16 protein-coding genes and 3 tRNA genes are annotated in these 16,705 nt (G+C 51.6%); 4 read left to right on the top strand and 15 right to left on the bottom strand.

Going from position 1 to position 16,705, the window contains the following annotated elements; genetic code table 11:
• The 10 genes from DXA66_RS13730 to DXA66_RS13680 form a co-directional block, all read right to left on the bottom strand.
• Positions 1 to 539: type IV secretory system conjugative DNA transfer family protein (locus DXA66_RS13730; protein ID WP_147365183.1), on the bottom strand; the 539-nt coding region annotated here is incomplete at its 3' end.
• A complete protein-coding gene (locus tag DXA66_RS13725) occupies positions 539 to 1,021 on the bottom strand; it encodes a PcfB family protein (protein WP_002304320.1) in 483 nt (160 codons plus the stop codon). The genes DXA66_RS13730 and DXA66_RS13725, both read right to left, overlap by 1 nt.
• Before the next feature lie 36 nt (positions 1,022 to 1,057).
• The gene (locus DXA66_RS13720; RefSeq protein ID WP_002304317.1) at positions 1,058 to 1,369 is read right to left on the bottom strand and encodes a DUF5720 family protein; all 312 of its coding nucleotides are present in this window, start codon (positions 1,367 to 1,369) and stop codon (positions 1,058 to 1,060) included.
• A 10-nt stretch (positions 1,370 to 1,379) separates the two neighbouring features.
• Entirely contained in the window at positions 1,380 to 2,021 is a 642-nt protein-coding gene (locus DXA66_RS13715; protein WP_002588969.1) for a DUF3846 domain-containing protein, read from the bottom strand.
• 54 nt (positions 2,022 to 2,075) lie between these two features.
• Positions 2,076 to 2,603 carry a hypothetical protein gene (locus tag DXA66_RS13710; RefSeq protein WP_002304315.1) on the bottom strand — a complete coding sequence of 176 codons (528 nt, stop codon included), beginning with the start codon at positions 2,601 to 2,603 and terminating at the stop codon, positions 2,076 to 2,078.
• A gap of 8 nt (positions 2,604 to 2,611) precedes the next feature.
• Positions 2,612 to 3,538, bottom strand: a complete 927-nt coding sequence (locus tag DXA66_RS13705; protein ID WP_002304314.1) for a ParB/RepB/Spo0J family partition protein — start codon at positions 3,536 to 3,538, stop codon at positions 2,612 to 2,614.
• The gene (locus DXA66_RS13700; RefSeq protein ID WP_002304313.1) at positions 3,495 to 4,322 is read right to left on the bottom strand and encodes a ParA family protein; all 828 of its coding nucleotides are present in this window, start codon (positions 4,320 to 4,322) and stop codon (positions 3,495 to 3,497) included. Before DXA66_RS13700 ends, DXA66_RS13705 begins: the two co-directional genes overlap by 44 nt.
• 6 nt (positions 4,323 to 4,328) lie before the next feature.
• The gene (locus DXA66_RS13695; RefSeq protein WP_002304312.1) at positions 4,329 to 5,258 is read right to left on the bottom strand and encodes a DUF6017 domain-containing protein; all 930 of its coding nucleotides are present in this window, start codon (positions 5,256 to 5,258) and stop codon (positions 4,329 to 4,331) included.
• Entirely contained in the window at positions 5,255 to 5,458 is a 204-nt protein-coding gene (locus tag DXA66_RS13690) for a hypothetical protein (RefSeq protein WP_223385014.1), read from the bottom strand. Before DXA66_RS13690 ends, DXA66_RS13695 begins: the two co-directional genes overlap by 4 nt.
• A gap of 569 nt (positions 5,459 to 6,027) precedes the next feature.
• Positions 6,028 to 6,104 (bottom strand) — tRNA-Arg (locus tag DXA66_RS13680).
• A 496-nt stretch (positions 6,105 to 6,600) separates the two neighbouring features.
• Between DXA66_RS13680 and DXA66_RS13675 the strand changes: the two genes are divergently transcribed.
• A complete protein-coding gene (locus DXA66_RS13675) occupies positions 6,601 to 7,986 on the top strand; it encodes a TrkH family potassium uptake protein (protein WP_118529298.1) in 1,386 nt (461 codons plus the stop codon).
• 399 nt (positions 7,987 to 8,385) lie between these two features.
• Here DXA66_RS13675 and pepT read toward each other — a convergent pair whose 3' ends face one another.
• Positions 8,386 to 9,603, bottom strand: coding sequence for a peptidase T (gene pepT, locus DXA66_RS13670; RefSeq protein ID WP_118529297.1), 1,218 nt, complete (start codon positions 9,601 to 9,603; stop codon positions 8,386 to 8,388).
• 208 nt (positions 9,604 to 9,811) lie between these two features.
• On the opposite strand from pepT, the gene DXA66_RS13665 reads away from it, so the two are divergent.
• Positions 9,812 to 10,807, top strand: coding sequence for a D-isomer specific 2-hydroxyacid dehydrogenase family protein (locus DXA66_RS13665; RefSeq protein WP_118529296.1), 996 nt, complete (start codon positions 9,812 to 9,814; stop codon positions 10,805 to 10,807).
• 55 nt (positions 10,808 to 10,862) lie between these two features.
• Here DXA66_RS13665 and DXA66_RS13660 read toward each other — a convergent pair whose 3' ends face one another.
• From DXA66_RS13660 to DXA66_RS13645, 4 genes are all read right to left on the bottom strand, one after another.
• Positions 10,863 to 12,269 carry a glycoside hydrolase family 1 protein gene (locus tag DXA66_RS13660; RefSeq protein ID WP_118529295.1) on the bottom strand — a complete coding sequence of 469 codons (1,407 nt, stop codon included), beginning with the start codon at positions 12,267 to 12,269 and terminating at the stop codon, positions 10,863 to 10,865.
• 3 nt (positions 12,270 to 12,272) lie between these two features.
• The gene (locus DXA66_RS13655; RefSeq protein WP_118529294.1) at positions 12,273 to 13,880 is read right to left on the bottom strand and encodes a PTS transporter subunit EIIC; all 1,608 of its coding nucleotides are present in this window, start codon (positions 13,878 to 13,880) and stop codon (positions 12,273 to 12,275) included.
• An 82-nt stretch (positions 13,881 to 13,962) separates the two neighbouring features.
• Positions 13,963 to 14,793: a PRD domain-containing protein gene (locus DXA66_RS13650; protein WP_118529293.1), complete on the bottom strand. Its 831-nt coding sequence runs from the start codon at positions 14,791 to 14,793 to the stop codon at positions 13,963 to 13,965.
• A 315-nt stretch (positions 14,794 to 15,108) separates the two neighbouring features.
• Positions 15,109 to 16,188, bottom strand: a complete 1,080-nt coding sequence (locus DXA66_RS13645) for a 6-phosphofructokinase (RefSeq protein ID WP_097776657.1) — start codon at positions 16,186 to 16,188, stop codon at positions 15,109 to 15,111.
• A gap of 280 nt (positions 16,189 to 16,468) precedes the next feature.
• Between DXA66_RS13645 and DXA66_RS13640 the strand changes: the two genes are divergently transcribed.
• Positions 16,469 to 16,542, top strand: a tRNA-Gln gene (locus DXA66_RS13640).
• A gap of 34 nt (positions 16,543 to 16,576) precedes the next feature.
• Positions 16,577 to 16,652 (top strand) — tRNA-Pro (locus DXA66_RS13635).
• Positions 16,653 to 16,705: the final 53 nt, after the last annotated feature.

Raw genomic sequence — 16,705 nt, 5'->3', positions numbered from 1 at the left:
TGTTCATTATAGCCCTTCGGGTCAGTGACCACATAGGAACTGTGCATCTGGAGAAGGTTTGGCTTCAACCAAAAGCGAGTTTTACCGGAACCCGAACCGCCGATAATCAGAACATTCTTATTTCGGGCATTGGCAGGATTCTTCGGGCGATTGCTCATCATCAGCCGCTCCGTTTTCGTCAGGATCACATTGTCCTCGAACTTTGGTGCAATAAACGGCTCAATATCTTTTGCCGTTCCCCAACGAGCAGAACCGTACTCAACATTGTGTCGGTACTTCTTTGCGTTTTTGCCTTTTAGATAGACAGCCAGCCGAAGTCCTGCGCCGCAGAGAATACCAATCAGCAAATCCAACGGGTGAAAGCTGGGAAACGGATTGTTCAGGGCTATCGGAAGGGCATGAAAAAAGCTGAGGATTTTCGCAGATGAATCTGCCCCCTCAGCCAATCTCCATGCTTCTCCTAAATTCGTAGCGAACAACCCTACCAGAAAATACGGTAAATTCAGAATCAGGAGCTTTTTCATTTTTCTCTTATCCATCACAGATCACGCTCCTGTTTCTTCTCTCGAACCTTCTTCGGAATCGCTGCGACAATTTCCTTGAACTTCTTCAGCTGCGCCAGAACGCTCGGCTTTTCATTCTTGGTTAATGCCCTTGCCTGATGTTCCTTGCAGATTGCATCCAAAGCATCTGCATCTTTAGAACGGACAAAAACAAGAAACCGGGGAGGATCAACGGACTTATCTTTTCTTACGGCAAAGTCCACGCCATACTTCTTGGCGAGCTTTTCAAAATCACGGATACTCTCTTTGTCGATCTCAACATTCGTAGCACCCTGATTCTGTCCCAAAAGCTGTTTCACGGATTGCTTTCCATGAACGGCAGGGTCTCGTGCCTTTTTCATCTTCACTTTTTCCCGGTGCTGCAAATACTTGCGGATACCGGCAATGATAGTGCGCCCCGTCAGCTTGGTTGTGCTGATCGCCAGGTTTACTGTTCTGTTTTCAACTTCTTCCTGCATGATTCATCACCTCCTGCAAGCAGTAGAGTGAACAGATTATCGTGCCATATCTCTGTGGTCGTAATACAGATTGCCCTTGGCAACTGCGGCATGGCTGATAATCTTGATATTGCCAGCTTTCTGGTTATCCAGAGCCTTCTGATAACCCACATCGCTCAAATACAGGCGATTTCTTTCGCCTTTCCAACCGACAGGCGATTCATCGGTCAGCACATCGAAAATAATCATGTGCTTGGTGGCGTCATCAAATCGTGCCAAGTCCATATAGGTATGTCCCTGGTACTCCTTGGCACCATCCTGAATCCGCTTTCGCTCCATCAGCTCTCCAATCGTCGAATTTCTTTGCATAAGAACCTCCTTACAGAACATCTCGGTCAGGGTTACTTTTGTGGGGAACCGAATCAGCTTTGACAGGTGCATCTTCTTTCTTCACCATGTCATCCGGCAGGGGAAGCGCCATAATGCTGCGCCCCATGCGTACAAAAGTCTCAGGCTGATGAAAGTGTTCCTCAAACTGCTTCATCAGTTCCGGGGACAGAGAACAAAAATCATCCTCGCCCAATCCCACAACCAGAAAATCACCGGCGATAATGTCATAAATATCGCCGTCATCATCACGCAGCGCACGGTTCAGTTCTTTGCCTACGAGTTTACCTTCGTCGTGCATCACCAGTGCAACCGGCTCATTGAACGGATAAGTTGCCTCAATATCGCCACCTACGGCTTTCTGCAAATCCTCCAGCTCACAGCCGATCTGCACAGCCTGCGGATACATGAACGGCTTTACCAGCAACACATTCATGGTATCTGCCTGTTCTTTCTGAACCTCCCGTTCCTCGGTCGTGCCGAACGCAACACCGGTAAAGTTTTCGGAGTCCAGAATGTACTCCGAATTGTAATAAGCGGCTCTAACCTGTTCCTCTGCCGCATCGTGAGATTCTGCTTGCACCGTAACCGTTTTCTCCAAGGTTTCGGTGATCTTCACATCGTATTCTTTCAAGTTTCGATACCTCCGTTTCTTTGGAAATAAGAAAAGCGACCATCCATGAACCTGTTACAGTTCATAAATAGTCGCATCCACATCGGCTAAAAGCTCGAACAAGCAAATATCGTCCAGTTCGCAAATCAGGGAACCCATGTCGAAGAAAATATCGTCCTCGCATTCCACCGTAGTAACCACGCTGCGGTGTTCGTTAAGACAAATGGCTTCTTCCTTGTCCATCGTGATCGTAGACATACAGGACACCACATAGAATGTCATATCTTCTGCTAACCACAGCTCCTTGCTCTGAATCGTGCGAACTTTTTCATCGCCGCTCATATCTTCTACATAGGACAGAAGCCGCACGGCTCTGCTGTTCAGAAGTACCTTTCCCTGATAGTCGATACCCTCACCAGCAGAGGACAATACTCGATACTCGCTAATCATCTCGGCATTTTTCTGAAACGACTTTGCCAGAAGCGCAGGAGAAATATCATCGAACTCCTCACTGTAGTTTACGAGCATATCTACCATATAATCAGGATCGCAAAGGTCGTAGAGTTCTTCCAAAGCGCCCTGAATGTTTTTGGGTGTAAACATTTTTTACCTTACCTTTCCATTGATTTTTCTCTTTTTTTCTGCCATTGCTCCAAAAGCTGAATGATTTTATCCTCCATCTGCTTGTTGGTATAGGACTTCGGGAAGTATTTTCGCAACGAATCCGTTTTGAAGGTTACTCTGTCCAGCTCTCCCTTCTTGATTTCATTCATAATCTCGCACATCGCATCCAGCGTACACTCGCCCTCCTGTGCGAGCTTTTTAATTCGCTGTGCTTGCGAAAGGGAAGGAGCTGCTTGAGCATAATCCATTGCAGAAAGAAAATCCTTCTGTTCTTCACTTGCCAGATAGGAAAGCTCCACCGCAGGATTGAATTTGATCTGACCCGTATCTACCATATCCAGCAGTTCCGGAATCAGTTCGGTCAGACGGATATAACGGTGTACCTGATTTCTGCTTTCTCCTGCCTCCTGACCGACTATATCCATTGCCTGCAACTTCATCCCAACTTGGGATGAAGTTAAATCGGTGCGTTGACCTTGATGTTTAATCGCATCCAGCTTCATCTTATAAGCAAATGCTCTTTCACTCGGCAGGATACTCTCCCTCTGCAAATTCGCATCAACCATCAAAATAATGGCTGCATCATCGTCCAGGTCACGAACAATCGCAGGCATGGTTTCCTTACCCGCAAGCTCCGATGCCCGGTGCCGCCTGTGACCAGAAACGATTTCATAACCACCGTCGGGGTCAGGACGGACAATCGCAGGAGTGAGAACTCCGAAATCTCGGACGCTCTCTGCCGTTTTCATCATTTCTTCATCATCAACCACACGGAAGGGGTGTCCCTCAAAGGGGTGTAGCTCAGAAAGCGGAATTTCCTGCACACGCTCCTGCTGGGCTTCAGCTCTGGATTGATCGGTGGAGAAAATATCATCGTACCCCTTCAAGCTGATGTTTGCGCCTTTTTTCTGCATTGTTTAACACCTCCTTCGTCAGAATTTTATAGGCTTCGGCAACTTTGCCTTTGGGATCATGCTTGAAGATACTGGTTCCCTCTGCGCTGATTTCCTCTGCACGGACAGAGCGGGGAATGTCGGTCTTGTAAACCTTCAGCTTTCCGCCGTAGCTCTCCCGAATCAGATTGCTGATGTCTTTGGAGTAGTTGGTGCGGCTGTCCACCATCGTCAGAAGAATCCCTTCAATCCTCAGTTTCGGGTTGATTTGCCTCTTGACCTTGTTGATGGTTCCAAGCAGCTGTTCCAGACCCTTTGCAGGAAGGTATGCTGCCTGAACCGGTATCAGCACATTGTCGGCAGCTGCCAACGCATTGACGGTCAGCATACCCAAAGACGGCATACAGTCAAGAAGAATGTAATCATAATTCTGTTTGACTGTATCCAGGTATTGCCGGAGAATGGTTTCCCGGCTCATGGCATTGACCAGTGCTACCTCCATACCTGAGAGTTCGATGTTGGACGGCACCAAATCAACGCCCTCCGGATGATGAAGAATCCCTTCATCGGGAGTAATAGGGTTTTCCATCATAATCTTTCCCATCAGATCGGAAAGTGTCGGAGACAGATCATCCGGGCAGGGATTGCCCAAACTGACCGTCAGGGAAGCCTGGGGATCGGTGTCTACCAGAAGCACCTTTTTTCCTTCAAGAGCCAAGCCAACGCCCAGATTCTCGGTGGTGGTGGTCTTTCCAGTGCCTCCTTTCTGATTGACCACCGCAATGATGGTTGCTTTTTTCGACATTTATCGTCACTCTCCTTCCTCTCGCTTCATTTTCAATTTCTTAAATCCTCCTTCCAAATATCCGTGTGACATATCGTGCCGAACAAGAGCATCGTAGTAGGTGTCTATTGTCGTCGGCGCATTGTATATCGTAGTCAGCATATACTGACGGATATTTCTAATCTTTGTGGTGTTCTCCTTGAAGCAGTCCATAACATATCGAATGTGTTCGGCATTCAGTTTCATAAACCGACTGCGGACAATTTCTGCCGGACGCTCCTCTGCACCAATGCGAATCAACGGTCGCTTCGTGCAAACTGTTTCAACGATCAACTCCAGAATGTTATCCAGCATTTCGGAATCGTAAGGGTAATCCTTCTTCAACAAATCCATACTAAGCTGATCCGAGAAATAATCAAAGTATTCTTGATACCGGTCATTCTCGTCCATCATTCCACCATTTCCGGAAGGAAAGATAGAATCAGTATCACTAAATTCAGTATTTTTAATATCAGTATTATTACATTGTGATTTCGGAAGTTCTTGAGTTGTGATTTCCATTGTTCCAGAATTGTGATTTTCACAATTCAAGAGTTGTGAATCCACAGCAGAGATAAAGTTCTTCACATAGATCAGGTTGGGCTTTCCCAAACCCTGGCGCTTACGTTCAATCAATCCTGCTTTCTTCTCAAGTTCACTGAGCAGCTTGATAGCCTTTTGTTCAGCACAGTTCAGAGCCATCTTCGCTTCGTCGATTGTAAAAATGATATACACTCTACCGTTTTTATCTATCCAACCATTCTTGGCAGACAGGCTCATGCGGTCAAGCAAAATGCCATACAGCATCTTGGCATCGGCAGAAATATTCCAGAACCTCTCGTTCGTGAACAACACCTTCGGAACTCGATAGAATGTGAATAGATCGGATTGCTGACCGTAAAAATAATCAAAACTCACACGGCTTCACCACCTTCTTTCTGCGGAAAACTTTCTGTTGTCAGCGGAATGCTGCGGAAAGTCGTATCCGTCTTTTCGTAAGGACATCGGGCAAAATAGTAGAAGCGGTATTCCTGTTCATACACATCCATATCAACGAAGCCCCACTTCACGCATAACCTTCTTCGTACACCAACCAATGCACGGGTGATCTCGCCCATAGGGACAGCCATCACATTCCGACTTGGGTTTCGGCGGCAAAGAGATTAAGTAGTAGCAATTATTTCTACCCAGACGGCAGCCCTTTCTGCCATTCGTCCAGAAGTAGCAGTAATGACAGTCGCTCGGCTTGTCTGCGGTATAAACAGGCTTGCTCAAATAAAACACCTCCAATCTCTTGTATTTGCCCATGGGTTTGGGCATAAAAAAAGAGCGCCTATCCATCCCCAATGCGGGGCAAATAGACGCTCTATGTACATAACGATATTTAATTTTATCTGCTATAACTGCATGGTATTCAAAACATCCGCCTTTTTTGATTAGCTGGATTTTTGGCACGATTTTGGGGCTGATTAGCAGGAAGGGCATTTTCATTAGCAAGAACAGCCCGTTTTCTGCTAAAAATTAGCTGGCGATTTTGTCTTATAACAACCGTTCGATTCTGGAGGGGTTGTCAAAAATCAAATTTTGGAGTAGAATTTTATCTCATACAGTGAAAGAGCTTTTTCGTAGCTTTTTATATAAGAAAAGCCGAAAACCCTTGAAAACAAAGGCTTTCGGCGTTGTTCACTGGCGTCCATAAGAGGATTTGAACCTCCGACCCCACGCTTAGGAGGCGTGTGCTCTATCCAGCTGAGCTATATGGACGTGTCTGATATATGATTATAGCCCGATCAAAGTCGAACTGCAATCCCTTATTTAGTTTTTTTTGAGGTGGCCGTTGTAACGCAACCTTAGGAGGGAGGCGCTTTATCCAGCTAAGCTACTGAGGCATATTATGTATTATCGTTGATTTTTGAAATTCGACGCACTTGGAAACGAATGTGTGGAATGCTTTTCACAACGAAGTGACCGACTGCATTGCAACCGGGACGATGGTAAAGTTGTTGCATCAAAATTTGTTTGGAAAATCTCGATCCCCAGTCTTGCTTTTGATTAGAGCAATCACTTCTGCCCCCAAGGTATCAGGTTGACCGAATTCTTAGGAGGCTTGCGCTCTATCCAACTGAGCTACGGAGACGGATACCCTATTATAATACAGCATTTTGCGGATAAAATCAAGTTGAACCGGCGGGCAAAATGGTGTATGCTATAGAGGAAATGAAAATAGCCGCGGCAGGCTTTGCCGCGTGCGGAGGAGCTTATGGAAAAAGCAAAAGGGAAAAAGCTGTTTTACCGCCCGGCGGGCAAGCGCAAGGGGATGTATACGCCTACGCAGATCATCTGTGTGAGCTTTGTCATCGTGATCGCGCTGGGCACCTTTCTGCTCAGCCTGCCGGTTGCCAGCAAGCACGGGCGGCTGGATGTGCTGAATGCCATGTTCACCGCCACAAGCGCTACCTGCGTTACTGGTCTGATCGTGCGGGATACCTGGACCCAGTTCACCTACTTTGGGCAGGCGGTGATCCTGCTGCTCATTCAGGTGGGTGGTCTGGGGTTGGTCACCCTCACCAGCTTCTTCGCGCTGGCTATGCGGCGGCGCATGGGCTTCCGCGATCTGCGGCTGCTGGGAGAAAGCGTCTCAGCGGACGGATATGCGCAGGCCAAGGACGTGCTGAAGATCGTGGTGGGACTGGCTGGCCTGTTTGAAGGCATTGGCATTGTGCTGCTGATGTTCGCCTTTGTGCCGCAGTTCGGGCTGGAAGGCATCTGGGTGAGCGTGTTCACGGCCATCTCGGCTTTCTGTAACGCGGGCTTTGATCTGTTTGGCCGGTTCGGCCAGTATTCCTCACTGGCACCCTATGTGAACAATTACTATGTTCAGGCCGTTGTGATGTTCATGATCATCTCCGGCGGTCTGGGTTTCATGGTATGGGTGGAGATCGGTCAATACCGCAAAAAGCACCGGCTTTCCCTGCAGGCCAAGGTGGTGCTGAGCTTCTCGGTGATCCTGTGGCTCGGCGGCGCGGCGCTCATCGCGCTGATGGAGTGGAACAATCCTGCCAGCATGGGCGGGCTCTCTGTGCCCGGCAAGCTGATGGCGGCGCTGTTCCAGTCGGTGTCCACTCGTACTGCGGGCATGAATACCATCGACCTTGCGGCCTGCGGCCCCATCACCAAACTGCTGATGAGCGCGCTGCAGTTCATTGGTGCGGCACCCGGCTCTACCGGCGGCGGCGTGAAGGTGACTACGTTCGCTGTGATCATCCTGACGATCCGCAGTGTGGCTCAGGGCCGCGATGACTGTGTGATCGCAGAGCACCACATCGAGTCCAAGACGGTTTATCGTGCTTTGACCATTATCGTGCTCGGCGGGCTGGCGGCGGTTGGCTCGGCTGTGGTGGTGTACTACAACACTTCGGAGGCGGTATCGGTCATTGACGCTATTTTCGAGTCCTGCTCTGCCTTTGGCACAGTTGGCCTTTCGGTGGGCGTTACCGCTCAGCTGAACCGGGGCGCAAAGATCCTGTATATGCTGGTCATGTTCATGGGCCGTGTCGGCCCGGTGTCGCTGGCCATGAGCCTGACGGCAAAGCCGGATGACAACAAACGGAAGATCATGCCGGTGGGGCATATCAACGTTGGTTAAACGATTTTGAATGCCCTCCTAGAGTTGCGGCTCCCAGCATCCACTTCATGCCTTGAGCGGCATTCGTGTCTTGCTGGCCGCGGCCCCAACAACTCCTCCCTGCTTCTGCCGCAGGCAGCGGTCGTCGTCGTTGTACTCTGGGCATGTTCGGTGGAATTTGATTTTTATTTTTCGCATTTGTCACAGCCCCGACGCTTGTCAGGGCGAATCCCTTCCATCTGCTAACGCAGATCGCTCGCCTGCTTGAAAGCCCCACTGGGGCTTTCATTGCTACGCAACCGCAGGGCTGCTCCAAATGCATTTTCACGAGTGGAGTCGTAGAAATAAGCGTCAGAGTATAATAAAAGTGGGTGCTATCCGAAAATAGCACCCACTTTTTTGTATATTGAAAAATAAAATTTACTCTGCGTACAGCTTGATGATGTTCAGCAAGATCTCGGTGCAGCGGTCCATGCGCTCAGCGGTGATGCACTCGCATACGCCGTGGAAATTGAAGCCGCCGGTGCCCAGATTGGGGCAGGGCAGGCCTTTCCAGCTCAGCATGGCACCGTCGGTGCCGCCGCGCACCGGAATTTCCTCCGGTTCCAGCCCGGCCATGCGGGTGGCTTTGCGGGCGGTCTCTACTAAGTGGAAATGCGGCTTGATTTTTTCCAGCATGTTGCGGTAGCTGTCCTTGATCTCCACGGTCACGGTGCCTTCGCCGTACTTTCCGTTCAAAAATTCGGCAATATCCAGCATGTTGTCCTTCTTGAACTGCAGCTTTGCGGCATCGTGGTCGCGCAGGATGTAGCCCAGCTTTGCGGTGGTCACATCGCCGTACATCTGGCACAGGTGGTAGAAGCCCTGACGGCCCTCGGTGGTCTCCGGCCGGGCCGTGACGGGCAGAGCACCGTGGAACTCCATTGCTACGTTGGAAGCGTTGATCATGGTGTCCTTGGCGGTGCCCGGGTGCACCGAGAAGCCGCGGATGGTCACGGTGGCGGAAGCGGCGTTGAAGTTCTCGTACTCAATGGAACCGGCATCGCCGCCGTCCACCGTATAGGCAAAGTCGGCACCGAAGCCCGGAATATCGAACAGCTCTGCACCCTCGCCGATCTCTTCATCCGGAGTAAAGGCGATACACAGCTTGCCATGGGGCAGGCCTTTTTCCTGAATGGTCTCAACAGCGGTCAAAATTTCGGCAATACCGGCCTTATCGTCGGCACCCAGCAGGGTGGTACCGTCTGAGGTGATGAGGGTCTCGCCCTTCATGGAAGTAAGGAAGGGGAACACAGAGGGCTTCATCACCATGCCGGTGGCGGGCAGAGTTACGTCGCCGCCGTTGTAGTTTTCCCACACAACGGGCTGCACATTCTCACCGCTGGCATCGTCGGCAGTGTCCATGTGGGCGATCAGGCCCAGAGCGTGTTTATCCTCACAGCCGGGCGTGGCAGGCAGGGTGCCATAGACGTAGCAGTGCTCGTCCACATGGGCATTCTCCATGCCGAGGGCCTTCATCTCCTCCACCAGCTGGCGGGCAAGGTCAAACTCCCGTTCAGCGGAAGGGTGCGTACCGGAGTTTTCGTCCGAGGTGGTATGCACCCGGACATAATTCAAAAGCCGTTCATAAGCGCGCATAAGGCACACTCCTTTTATATTTCAGTGATGTATACTTCTCAGTTCTTTTATCATACCCTCTTTTCCGACAATTTACAACTGTTTTGCACGCATTCATATGGAAAGATGAACCCTCATTTTTAAGATGAACAAAATTCACGCAGTAAAATGCATCCATCTGTGCAGAACGTGCTACAATAGGTACAAAATAAGCCGGGAGGGAAGTTTTATGGCAACAAAAGTCTTTTTTTACACCCTGCGCCCCTACGATGAGCTGGGCATCGCGCAGCGGCTGGCACCGAAGCTGGATGTTGAGTTTGGCTCTACGCAGGAGTATCCCACGCTGGAAAATGCTGAACTGGCAAAGGGCTATGATGCCGTGTCGGTAACGCCCTGTGATATGAGCGCGCCCATGGTCAAGCGGTTTCACGAGCTGGGCGTAAAGTCCATCTGCTGCCGTTCCATCGGCTACGACCACGTAGACCGCGAGACGGCCCGGGAACTGGGCATGAAGGTGGCCAATGTGGATTATCCGCCAAACGGCGTTGCAAACTTTGCCATTATGCTGATGCTGATGAGCCTGCGCAAGGCAGGGCACATCCTCAAGCGCGGCGAAGCGCAGGACTACTCCCTGCAGGGAAAAATCGGCCGCGATATTTCCAACTGCACTGTGGGTGTGATCGGTACGGGCCGCATTGGCCGCACGGTGCTGCAGCATCTGTCCGGCTTTGGCTGCCGCCTGCTGGCCTACGACCTGTACCCCAACGACGAGGTAAAGAAGATCGCCGAGTATGTGCCGCTGGAGACCCTGCTGGCGGAAAGCGATGTCATCACTCTGCACACCAACGCTACGGAGGAGAATCACCATCTCATCGACACCAAAGCAATTGAGAGCATGAAGCCGGGCGTGACCATCATCAACACCGCCCGCGGCAAGCTGATCGACAGCGATGCACTGATCGCCGGGCTGGAAAGCGGCAAGATCGGCGCGGCGGGCCTGGACGTGCTGGAAAATGAGAACGGCCTGTACTATTATAATCGCATGGGCGATGTGATCCCGAACCCGGAGCTGGCGGCTCTGCGCAGCATGCCCAATGTGATCCTGACCGACCACACGGCTTTCTACACCCACGAGGATGTGGAGAGCATGGTGCGCGGTGTGCTGGAAAGCGCAGCTGCCTTTGAAAAAGGCCAGCCTACCCGGCATGATGTGACGGAAAAGTAAAAAATACCGGTGCGGCTTTTTGAACTGCACCGGTATTTTTGTGTCTGTAGAAAAATCAGCTCAGGTCTTCGCCGTTGGTGGCAATGACCTTTTTGTACCAGTAGAAAGACTTTTTGCGGAAGCGTTCCAGTGTACCAGAGCCGTCTTGGTTGCGGTCTACATACACAAAACCATACCGCTTACTAATCTCCGCAGAGGCTGCACTGACGCAGTCAATGGGGCCCCAGCTGGTATAGCCAAACACTTCTACGCCATCTGCAATCGCACGTTCCATTGCCTGAATGTGGCCCCGATGGAACAAGATGCGTGCATCATCTTCCACCGTCTGCGTGCCATCCTGCAGCATGACCAACTGCTCACGGGCGCCGATCCCATTTTCTGCTACGAAAAGCGGTTTGTGGAAATGCTCGTACAGATAGTTCAGGATATAACGCAGCCCCTCCGGATCAATTGGATAATCGTAGTCCGAAACCGGCACGAATGGATTTTTCAGCCCACGCATCACATTTCCGTTTGCCATCTGATACTTGCTTTCGTCTGCGGCCACCACTTTACTGCTGTAATAACTGAACGAGACAAAATCGACTGTATTCTGCAAGGCGATTCGGTCATCTTCGGTGATATTCAGCTGGACATGGTTTTCCTTCCAGAGACGCTGTGCATAGTAGGGATAGCTGCCGGTACAATGCATTGTGATGAAGTAATCCAGCTCCTGCTGTGAGAGCATGGCTGACATCACATCATCCGGATTGCAGGTCATTGGATAACGCGGTGCCGAAGCTGCCATGCAGCCGATTTTCAGGGTGGCGTCCAGCTGGTGTGCAAACTGCGTCACAAGTGCACTGGCCACCAGCTGATGGTGGGCAGCCTGGTATTTGTCCTGTGCGGTAAGCTTGGATTTTGGTGTCATCACACCGGCCCCCAACAACGGCGAAATCAGGGTCACATTGATTTCGTTGAAGGTCAGCCAGTATTTTACACGGTCATGGTAACGGGTCAGTACTGTCTTGGCATAGCGCACAAAGTATTCGATTGCTTCACGAGAACGGAACCCATCCAGTCTGCGGCACAGCTCCAGTGGCATCTCATAATGGGAAAGTGTGATTAGCGGCTGGATGCCGTATTTCAGGCACTCATCGATTACCTGATCATAGAACGCAAGGCCTGTTTCATTGGGCTCCTGTTCAAAACCAGTAGGATAAATACGGCTCCACGCAATGGAAAAACGGAACACCTTGAATCCCATTTCGGCCAGAAGCGCAATATCTTCCTTGTAGCGATGATAAAAATCCGTACCCAGCAGTTTGAGATTGTCCGGCGTAGGTGCTTCCGTCACCGGACCTTGTACGCCGTGCGGCATGACATCCTGCTGGCTTAGGCCCTTGCCATCTTCCAGATAAGCACCCTCACACTGGTTTGCTGCCAAAGCACCGCCCCATAAAAAATCTTTCGGAAAACTCATATTTTACTTCTCCTGAACCGGATCCTTAAAGGTAATATAGGAAAGGATGAAAGCACTGACCATGGCGATTGCAACAGCGATGCACATATTGATAAACGAGTTATCCTCGCCAAGGTAGACAGCAAGTGCAAAAATGGTAGAAGTACCGTAGGCCCACTGCTTAACATGCATCAGGCCTGCAAACAGTCCGCCAAGAGCGCCGCCTGCCATTGCACAGTACAGGGGTGTTTTATACTTCAGGCCAATGCCATACAGGGTGGGTTCAGTAATACCGCACAGCGCGGTAACACCAACGGTGGAAGCCAGACTCTTGATCTCGGGGTTCTTGCTCTTCAGGGCAACGCCAAAGGTTGCAGCGGACTGTGCCATGTTGCTGCAGACCATGCCGGGAGCCAGAATAGTAGCGTAACCCAGCGTAGCACGCTGAATGCTCTGTGCACTGCCCAGTGCATAGTGCATGCCGGTCATGACCAGCAACGGGCACAAGCCGCCGACCAGCGTGGGACACAGCCAGCTTGCATAAACATCCAGTGCGGTGAATCCCTTTGCCAGATAGGTGCCGATAATGGAGCCCAGAGGGCCAAGCACAACGTAACCGACCGGGACCGTAATCAGAACAGTGATCATGGGGACAAAGAAAACTTTGATTGCTTTTGGCGTTTTCTTTTCAAAGAATCTTTCAACGATGGACTGGAAGTAGACGATCAGAATAATGGGTACAACACTGGAAGTATAGCTTGCCAATGTGACTGGCAGGAAACCGAACAACTTGACTGCTTCACCTGCGGTGCGCAGCGCAATATAATTGGGGTGCACCAGCATTGCGGCAAAGATCAAAGACAGATATGGGTTGCACTTAAACTTCTTGCCCGCAGAGAATGCCAGAAAGAAGGGCATATAATAGAAAACGCCGTCAGCCACCAGATAGAACAGTTGGTAGGTCTGGGAATCCGAGCTGATCACGCCGAACTGGGTCAGAATGGACAGGATGGCCTTGATCATACCGGCACCAGCCAGAGGTCCAATCATCGGCATAACGATGCTTGCCATCGTATCGACCAGGCGGGAGAAGATATTCTTCTTTGCCCCGTCCTCGGCTTCGGCCTCGGCATCTGTAACCGCCGGCTCGCTCTTGACGCCAGTCGTTCTGATCAGTTCATCATAAACTTCGTTCACATTGGGGCCGATAATGACCTGAAACTGCCCTGCCTTGTAAACGCAGCCTGCCACGCCATCGATTTTTTTTACTTCTTCAATATCTGCTTTTTTCACATCAATCAGGCGGAAACGCAGGCGGGTGATGCAGTGCGTTGCGGACGAGACATTTTCCTTGCCGCCAACTGCGCGCAGGATCTCGTTGATAAGTTTTTCGTTGTTCGCCATGAAGGGAACCTCCTCTTTTCTTTCCGGCTCCCCGAATGTGACCGTAAGGCGGCCGCGGCGCAGGGCGGCGGATGCAACATCCGGCAGCTTTGCCACAGCGTTTTCATCGGCCAGACCGGCGTCCTTCAGGGTGATATAGAGCATATCGTCCTGAAACTCGCACAGGCTGGTGTTTTCTTTTCCGCCGACCAGCGGAAAAAGCTTTTCCAGAAACTTCTCACGATCCATAGGGGAAACCTCCGTTTGTGGATAACTCTATCTGAATCTGGCCCGGACGCGCGCATCTCCGGAGCCGGAAACATTCAAAAAATCAATCGCTTTCGCGGTTCTGCACACGGTAGATGTGCAGCATCAGGTACAGCACTTCATCACGGCTGCAATGCCAGCCGTGGCGCTGCTCAATATTCTGTGCCACGGTGCAGGCACAATGATAGACGGCGGGGTATTCGCGGGAAAGCTCGTCCAGCATCTTCCCGCTGCCCTGTTCCATGGCTGCCCCGGCGGAAAGCCGCCGCACCAGAAACTGGATGTGCATGGCAAACCGGGCATAGTTGTAGCTTTCGCGATCTAGCACAATGCCAAGCTCCTGCTCGACGGAGGCCGTCACTTTGTCCAGAACTTCCACGGCGGTCAGGGTGCTGGACAGGTCACTGCCTTCCAGCTCGGCATTGACGATATGCAGCGCAATGTTTACGGCCTCGGCGCGGGGCAGGGAAGAACCGGTACGCAGACGCACGGTCTCCAGTGCCCGCAGGCCCAGCTCGTATTCATGGGGATACAGATGCTGCACGTCGTAATGCAGCGGAGCTGCCATCCGGATGCCCTGCTTTTCCCGCTGCTGTGCAAAGGCGATGTGGTCGGCCAGCGTGAAGGGCAGGTTGGGGTTCAGCTCGGTGTGCAGGGTGATCTCGGCCTGCTCGGTAATATCTGCCGCTGCCAGAAGCGCTTCTTCCGGCAGGCTGGCCAGCATTTCATAATACTGCGGGTCTACGTCGTAAAACGTGCGGTAGACCACAGAAAGATCGGTCAGCTCATAGGGCATCGGATGGAAGCCTACCCCGCGGCCCAGAACGACCATCTCACGGCCGCGATTATCCTGCGCCACGGCAGCGTTGTTGTTGATCTTACGCAGCAGCTTCATGGACAGCTTCCTCCCGACAGAATGTTGAAAAATACGCAATAAAAAGAAAAAACCTCCGAAAGCATCTACCTGTGCAGAACCGATAACACACCCATAGTGTCTTTTGGTTAACTGCCAGTAGCGCCTCCCGAGGAGTAACGACTGGTTTAATTGTCTGCAAATATCTTACCAGAACAGACAGAGAAAATCCATTCGCGATTTCGACAAAAGATATTCTGAAAAATCAGACGGGTTACCCAAATGTTGGATACAATAAACCCCTGCCGACAGGAGAAATGCCATCGGCAGGGGGAAAGCATACTATTTGAAGAAAAATCAACCCAGACTGATGCCCATGCGGCGGGCGACGGTGAGCAGGTCGCAGTTCTCCGGCACATTGCGGGTCTTGCCTGCAATGTCGGCCAGACGGTTCTCGGTGACATGGCGATTCACCATGGCAACGGTCACGCCGTAGCGCTCGATCTCCACCAGCTTTGCCGCATAGCTGCCGAACTGGGTGGCCAGCACACGGTCGTAGGCGCTGGGGCTGCCGCCGCGCTGCATGTGGCCCGGGATGCACACACGGGTCTCCATGCCGGTTTTTTTCTGCACGGCCTGTGCAATGCGGTTGGTGGCGGTGGTACCAAAGCCTGCCTCGGCGCGCTTTGCCATCCATTCCTTGCGCTTCATGCCGGCTTCCTCGCAGTTGATGGCACCCTCGGCCACAGCGATGATGGAGAAGTTGGAACCCTTCTTTGCGCGGCGTTCCACGGCAGAACACACACGGTCGATATCATAGGGCTGTTCCGGCAGCAGAATAATATCTGCACCACCTGCAATGCCGGAGTACAGCGTCAGCCAGCCTGCCTTGTTGCCCATGATCTCAATGCACATCACGCGGCTGTGGCTGCCTGCGGTGGTGTGGATGCGGTCGATCACATCGGTGGCAATGTCCACGGCGGTGTGGAAGCCGAAGGTTACGTCGGTACCATAGATATCGTTATCAATGGTCTTGGGCAGGCCGATGATGTTCAGACCCTCCTGCGAGAGCAGGTTTGCGGTTTTGTGGGTGCCATTGCCGCCCAGGCACAGCAGGCAGTCCAGCTTGGCTTCCTTGTAGGTCTTTTTCATGGCGGCAACCTTATCAATGTTGTCGTCCTCCACCACACGCATCATTTTAAAGGGGGTGCGCTTGGTGCCCAGAATGGTGCCGCCCAGCGTCAGGATGCCGCGGAAATCGTCCTCGCACATCTCCTTGTAGTCGCCGTTGATCAGGCCGCTGTATCCGTTCAGGATGCCAATGATCTCCACGTTATCGCCCATGCGGGCATACAGTGCTTTTGCTACGCCGCGGATGGTGGCGTTCAGACCCGGACAGTCGCCGCCGGAGGTCAGGATTCCAACACGTTTTTTCATTCAAAAGCCCTCTTTCATTTGGTATTCAGCGCCGCGCGTTCTGCCTTTTAAAGTCAGTCTGCCCGGAGACCTACCTGTTTATAGTATAAGATTATTCCGGATGGGGGCCGCTGTCAAGAGAAGCGCAGAAAATTTACACGCTTCCACGGTGCATTTCTGCGGGCAGGAGAACAGCGGGAAAACTTTTGCAGAAAAAATAAAAAAATGGTTGACAAGCGCGGGCCTTTTGAGTATAATATCCCTTGTCAGCAGCGCACGGCGCGGCAGACGAACTGAATAATGGGGATTTGCATAGTGGTAGTGCGGTAGACTCTGACTCTACTTGTGGGAGTTCGATTCTCTCATCCCCAACCAAGAAAACCGCAGTCTCAACTGGCTGCGGTATTTTCGGGGCATAGCGCAGTTGGTAGCGCGCCTCGTTCGGGACGAGGAGGCCGTGGGTTCAAATCCCGCTGCTCCGACCAAAAAGAACCAGTACACATTCGTGTACTGGTTCTTTTTTGTCTCCGCGCGGGAT

Origin of the sequence: Faecalibacterium sp. OF03-6AC (assembly GCF_003478175.1) — a bacterium.
In the GTDB taxonomy this organism is placed as follows: Bacteria; Bacillota; Clostridia; order Oscillospirales; family Ruminococcaceae; genus Faecalibacterium; species Faecalibacterium taiwanense.
This window is presented reverse-complemented; position numbering and strand designations above follow the sequence as displayed.

Bases quoted from the DNA above. Each gene is read 5' to 3' on its own strand.
- DXA66_RS13710 (WP_002304315.1), bottom strand. From the start codon at position 2,603: ATGTTTACACCCAAAAACATTCAGGGCGCTTTGGAAGAACTCTACGAC.
- DXA66_RS13700 (WP_002304313.1), bottom strand. From the start codon at position 4,322: ATGTCGAAAAAAGCAACCATCATTGCGGTGGTCAATCAGAAAGGAGGC.
- DXA66_RS13675 (WP_118529298.1), top strand. From the start codon at position 6,601: ATGGAAAAAGCAAAAGGGAAAAAGCTGTTTTACCGCCCGGCGGGCAAG.
- DXA66_RS13645 (WP_097776657.1), bottom strand. From the start codon at position 16,188: ATGAAAAAACGTGTTGGAATCCTGACCTCCGGCGGCGACTGTCCGGGT.
- DXA66_RS13720 (WP_002304317.1), bottom strand. From the start codon at position 1,369: ATGCAAAGAAATTCGACGATTGGAGAGCTGATGGAGCGAAAGCGGATT.
- DXA66_RS13725 (WP_002304320.1), bottom strand. From the start codon at position 1,021: ATGCAGGAAGAAGTTGAAAACAGAACAGTAAACCTGGCGATCAGCACA.
- DXA66_RS13665 (WP_118529296.1), top strand. From the start codon at position 9,812: ATGGCAACAAAAGTCTTTTTTTACACCCTGCGCCCCTACGATGAGCTG.
- DXA66_RS13650 (WP_118529293.1), bottom strand. From the start codon at position 14,793: ATGAAGCTGCTGCGTAAGATCAACAACAACGCTGCCGTGGCGCAGGAT.
- DXA66_RS13705 (WP_002304314.1), bottom strand. From the start codon at position 3,538: ATGCAGAAAAAAGGCGCAAACATCAGCTTGAAGGGGTACGATGATATT.
- DXA66_RS13690 (WP_223385014.1), bottom strand. From the start codon at position 5,458: ATGGGCGAGATCACCCGTGCATTGGTTGGTGTACGAAGAAGGTTATGC.
- DXA66_RS13655 (WP_118529294.1), bottom strand. From the start codon at position 13,880: ATGGATCGTGAGAAGTTTCTGGAAAAGCTTTTTCCGCTGGTCGGCGGA.
- pepT (WP_118529297.1), bottom strand. From the start codon at position 9,603: ATGCGCGCTTATGAACGGCTTTTGAATTATGTCCGGGTGCATACCACC.
- DXA66_RS13660 (WP_118529295.1), bottom strand. From the start codon at position 12,269: ATGAGTTTTCCGAAAGATTTTTTATGGGGCGGTGCTTTGGCAGCAAAC.